The organism is Hansschlegelia beijingensis (assembly GCF_045505405.1).
Lineage (GTDB): Bacteria > Pseudomonadota > Alphaproteobacteria > Rhizobiales > Methylopilaceae > Methylopila > Methylopila beijingensis_A.
The window spans coordinates 1-3,729 of record NZ_JBJKEX010000305.1 but is presented as its reverse complement, the minus strand read 5'-3'; the positions used below and the strand labels follow the sequence as shown (position 1 = coordinate 3,729).

3 protein-coding genes and 1 pseudogene are annotated in these 3,729 nt (G+C 69.7%); all 4 read left to right on the top strand.

Annotated features, from left to right (window positions below; genetic code table 11):
* Positions 1-1,191: TIGR03808 family TAT-translocated repetitive protein (locus ACIKT0_RS14830; RefSeq protein WP_407106086.1), on the top strand; the 1,191-nt coding region annotated here is incomplete at its 5' end.
* 374 nt (positions 1,192-1,565) lie between these two features.
* Entirely contained in the window at positions 1,566-2,414 is an 849-nt protein-coding gene (locus ACIKT0_RS14825) for a transporter (RefSeq protein WP_407106085.1), read from the top strand.
* Positions 2,415-2,522: 108 nt separating this feature from the next.
* On the top strand, positions 2,523-3,263 hold the full coding sequence (locus tag ACIKT0_RS14820; RefSeq protein ID WP_407106084.1) for a TlyA family RNA methyltransferase: 741 nt from the start codon (positions 2,523-2,525) through the stop codon (positions 3,261-3,263).
* Positions 3,260-3,729 (top strand): annotated as a pseudogene (locus tag ACIKT0_RS14815) (hypothetical protein); the annotation flags it as partial. The gene ACIKT0_RS14820 and the pseudogene ACIKT0_RS14815, both read left to right, overlap by 4 nt.

Here is a 3,729-nt window from a genome sequence, read left to right as displayed (position 1 = left end):
CGCGCCCTCGAGCGCGCCGCGCGCGAAGGCCGCCCGCTCGCGCTGAGGCCCGGAACCTACCGCGTGTCGAACGTCATCCTCCCCGACGGGGTCACGCTCGTCGGCGCGCCGCGGGCGACCCGGCTCGAGCTCTCGGGCTCCGGCCCCGTGCTGTCCGCCAAGGGCGCCAGGCGGATCGCGCTGCGCGGCCTCACCTTCGACGGCGGCGCGATCCCGGGGGCGGCCGAGACCGGCGTCCTCGAATTCGCTGACGTCTCCGCGCTCGCCATGGACGACGTGACCGTGCTCGACGCCGGCGCGAACAGCGTGATGCTGGTGCGCTCGGGCGGGACGCTCCGCGACTGCCGTTTCGAGGGCGCGCGTCAGGCGGCGCTGTTTTCGATCGACGGCAAGGGCGTGTCGCTCACCGACAGCGTCATCCTCGGCTGCCGCAACAATGGCGTGCTGCTCCGCCGGAACGACAAGGCGGACGAGAGCTCCGTGATCAGCCGCAACCGCATCGAAGACACCGGCGCGCTCGACGGCGGGCTCGGCTGGAACGGCAACGCGATCAACGTCTCCAAGGCCGGCGGCGTGATGATCTCCGGCAACGCCATCCGGCGCTCCGCCTTCTCGGCCGTGCGGGCCCACGCGTCCGACGACGTCATGATCACCGACAATCTCTGCCTGGACAGCGGCGAGACCTGCATCTTCGCCGAATACGGCTTCTCGGGCGCGGTGATCTCCTCGAATCTGGTCGACGGCGCCGGCAACGGCATCTGCATCGCGAATTTCAACGAAGGGGGCCGGCTCGGCACGGTCGTGGGCAATGTCGTCCGCAACCTCTTCCGGCGGAAGAAGCTCGACGGTCCGGGCGACAGCTACGGCCTCGGGATCGGCGTGGAGGCCGACGTGGCCGTCACCGGCAATGTGGTCGAGAACGCCCCGACCGCCGGGATCAACGCCGGGTGGGGCCCCTACCTGCGCGACGTGACGATAACCGGGAACGTCGTGCGCGGCTGCGAGGTGGGAATCAGCGTCTCGGTGGTCGAAGGCGTCGGGCCCGCGACGATCGTGGGCAACACTGTGACCGGATCACGGCGCGGCGGGGTTCTGGGCTACCGCTGGGACCAGGTCGCGACGCCGGATCTGGCGATCGGCGGCTCGGGCGGGCTGCCTGGGCTGACGGTGGCGCAAAACACGCTCAGGTAGCGTGGGGTACCAGCGCGGCTAACTTCTGCAACCCGCCAACTGTTTGAAGTTCTTATAACTTGCACAAAGAGCGGGCGCCGCGCTGCTCTCGCCGCAACGTGAATTAAGGACTCGTTTACCCAACAAGTGCTGCGACATTTCAGCGACAGTGGGCCCGCAACTAAGGCGAGACCCCGTGATTCCGGTGGCGAAACGCGCCCAAAAAATGTCCTCTCCACCTAGCGGCGCCGAGTCGGGGGCGCTTGTTGAGCCATCGGTTCTGTTTCCGACAGATTTCGACTTCGGGGACGGAAGAAACCGAACCGGTAGGCGAAAACGATTTCGTGCTCGGAGAGGCGGCGTCCCGGCAGGGCGCCGATCGGAGGAAAGGCAACATGCTGAAGAACGTGATGAAAATTGCGGCGGTGGGCGCAATGATGCTCGGCGCCTCGTCGATGGAGGCCAGCGCCTTCCCCGCGACTGCGCAGACCGGTGAGACGGTCGGCCTGGCGCGCGGCGCGCCGCTTCCGGAAGGCGTGTACTTCGTCAACACGCTGAGCTGGGGCGTTCGCAACACGAACCCCGACACCAAGCTGCTCGTCGACATCCCGGTGATCGCCTGGTCGACCCCGTGGACCATCCTCGGCGGCAACTTCCAGCTGCTCGGCGCGCTGCCGAACGCTCACGTGGACGCCGCTGGCGGCGCTGACAACTACGGCCTCTACAACCCGTTCGCCGCCGCCGCCCTCGCTTGGGACCTCGGCAACGGCTTCGGCGTCAGCTACCTGTCGGGCTTCTACTTCAACGCCGGCGACAAGAACATCCGCGTTCGCGCCACCACCTGGCGTCAGGACTTCGCGGCGAGCTACACCGGCGACGGCTGGAACCTGACCGCCAACCTGCTCTGGGGCATCACGTTCGACACCGACAAGTCGGTCGGCGGCAAGACCGCGAACGGCTTCAACCTCGACCTGACCGCGACCAAGACCTTCGGCAAGTGGGAACTCGGCCTCGCGGCGTTCGGCTCGACCGAGTATGACACCCCGGGCGGCCGTCCGAAGCAGAAGCAGTTCGCCCTCGGCCCGCTCGTCGGCTACAACTTCGGCCCGGTCATCATGCAGGCCTACCTGACCCGCGACGTGTGGCAGCGGAACCTCGGCGGCAAAGAGACCCGTCTCTGGACCCGCGTGATCATCCCGCTGTGGACCCCGGCGGCTCCGGCTCCGATCGTCACCAAGTACTGAGACGATCGACAGATCTGATCTGACGGAACGGGGGCGCTCTGCGCCCCCGTTTTCGTTTCCGGCGTGCTAGACAGCGGCCCGGTTCATCCAGACGGCCGCATCCGCCTCATGTCCTCCCCTCCCCGCCGCCGCGCGGATCTTCTGCTCGTCGAGCGGGGCTTCTTCGAAAGCCGCGCCAAGGCGCAGGCGGCCATCGCCGCCGGCCTGGTGCGCGCCGACGGAGCGACGGTCCGGCGCGCCTCCGATGGGCTCGCGGCCGACGCCGCGATCGAGGCGGAGCCGGCTCACCCTTACGTGTCCCGCGGCGGCGTGAAGCTCGCCTTCGCGCTCGACCATTTCGGGATCGACGTGACGGCGGCTCACGCGCTCGACGTCGGCTCATCCACCGGCGGCTTCAGCGAGGTCCTGCTGTCGCGCGGCGCCGCCCATGTCACGGCGGTGGACGTCGGCCACGGCCAGCTTCACCCGCGGCTGCAGGCGGAGCCGCGCCTGCTGAGCCTCGAAGGCACGGACATCCGCACGCTCTCTCCGGACGCGCTGCCGGCGCCGCCCTCGATCATCACCGTGGACGTCAGCTTCGCGCCGCTTTCCGTCGTGCTGCCCGCCGCGCTCGCGCTGGCGAGCCCTGCGGCGGCGCTCATCGCGCTGGTGAAGCCGCAGTTCGAGGCGGGACGGAAGGACGTCGGCAAGGGCGGCGTGGTCAAGGACCCGGAGGTGCACGCCCGCGTCACCGAGGCCGCGACGGCGCTCGTCGCCGGGCTTGGCTTCGAGCCGCTCGGCGTCGTCGGCTCGCCGATCGAGGGGGGCGACGGCAACCGCGAATTCCTGCTCGGAGCGCGACGCGCATGACCGAGATGCTGCGCATCGATCGCCTCGGCCATCGCGGCGACGGGGTGGCGTTCGCGGCCGGCGGCGCCGTTCACGTGCCGCTCGCCCTGCCCGGCGAACTGGTCGAGGCCGACCTTTCGGGGGAGCGGCCGCGCCTCGTCCGCGTCATCGAAAGCGCTCCGGAGCGGGTCGCGCCCTATTGCCCTGAGGTCGGCGCCTGCGGCGGCTGCGCGACCCAGCAATACGCGCAAGCGTCCGCGCTCGCCTGGAAGCGGCAGATGCTTGCGGAGGCGTTCCGGCGCGCAGGCCTGGAGGTCGAGGAGCGCATCGCGCCCTGCCTCGACGCCCACGGGGCGGGCCGCCGGCGCGTGACGTTTCACGCGCGTCCCTCTCGAGGCGGCGAACGAGGGCGGATCCAACCATGCCACGATGGCCGGCGACGAAGATGCGGCTTCCGGCGATCTCGAAACGGCCGCGGTCAGTCGTC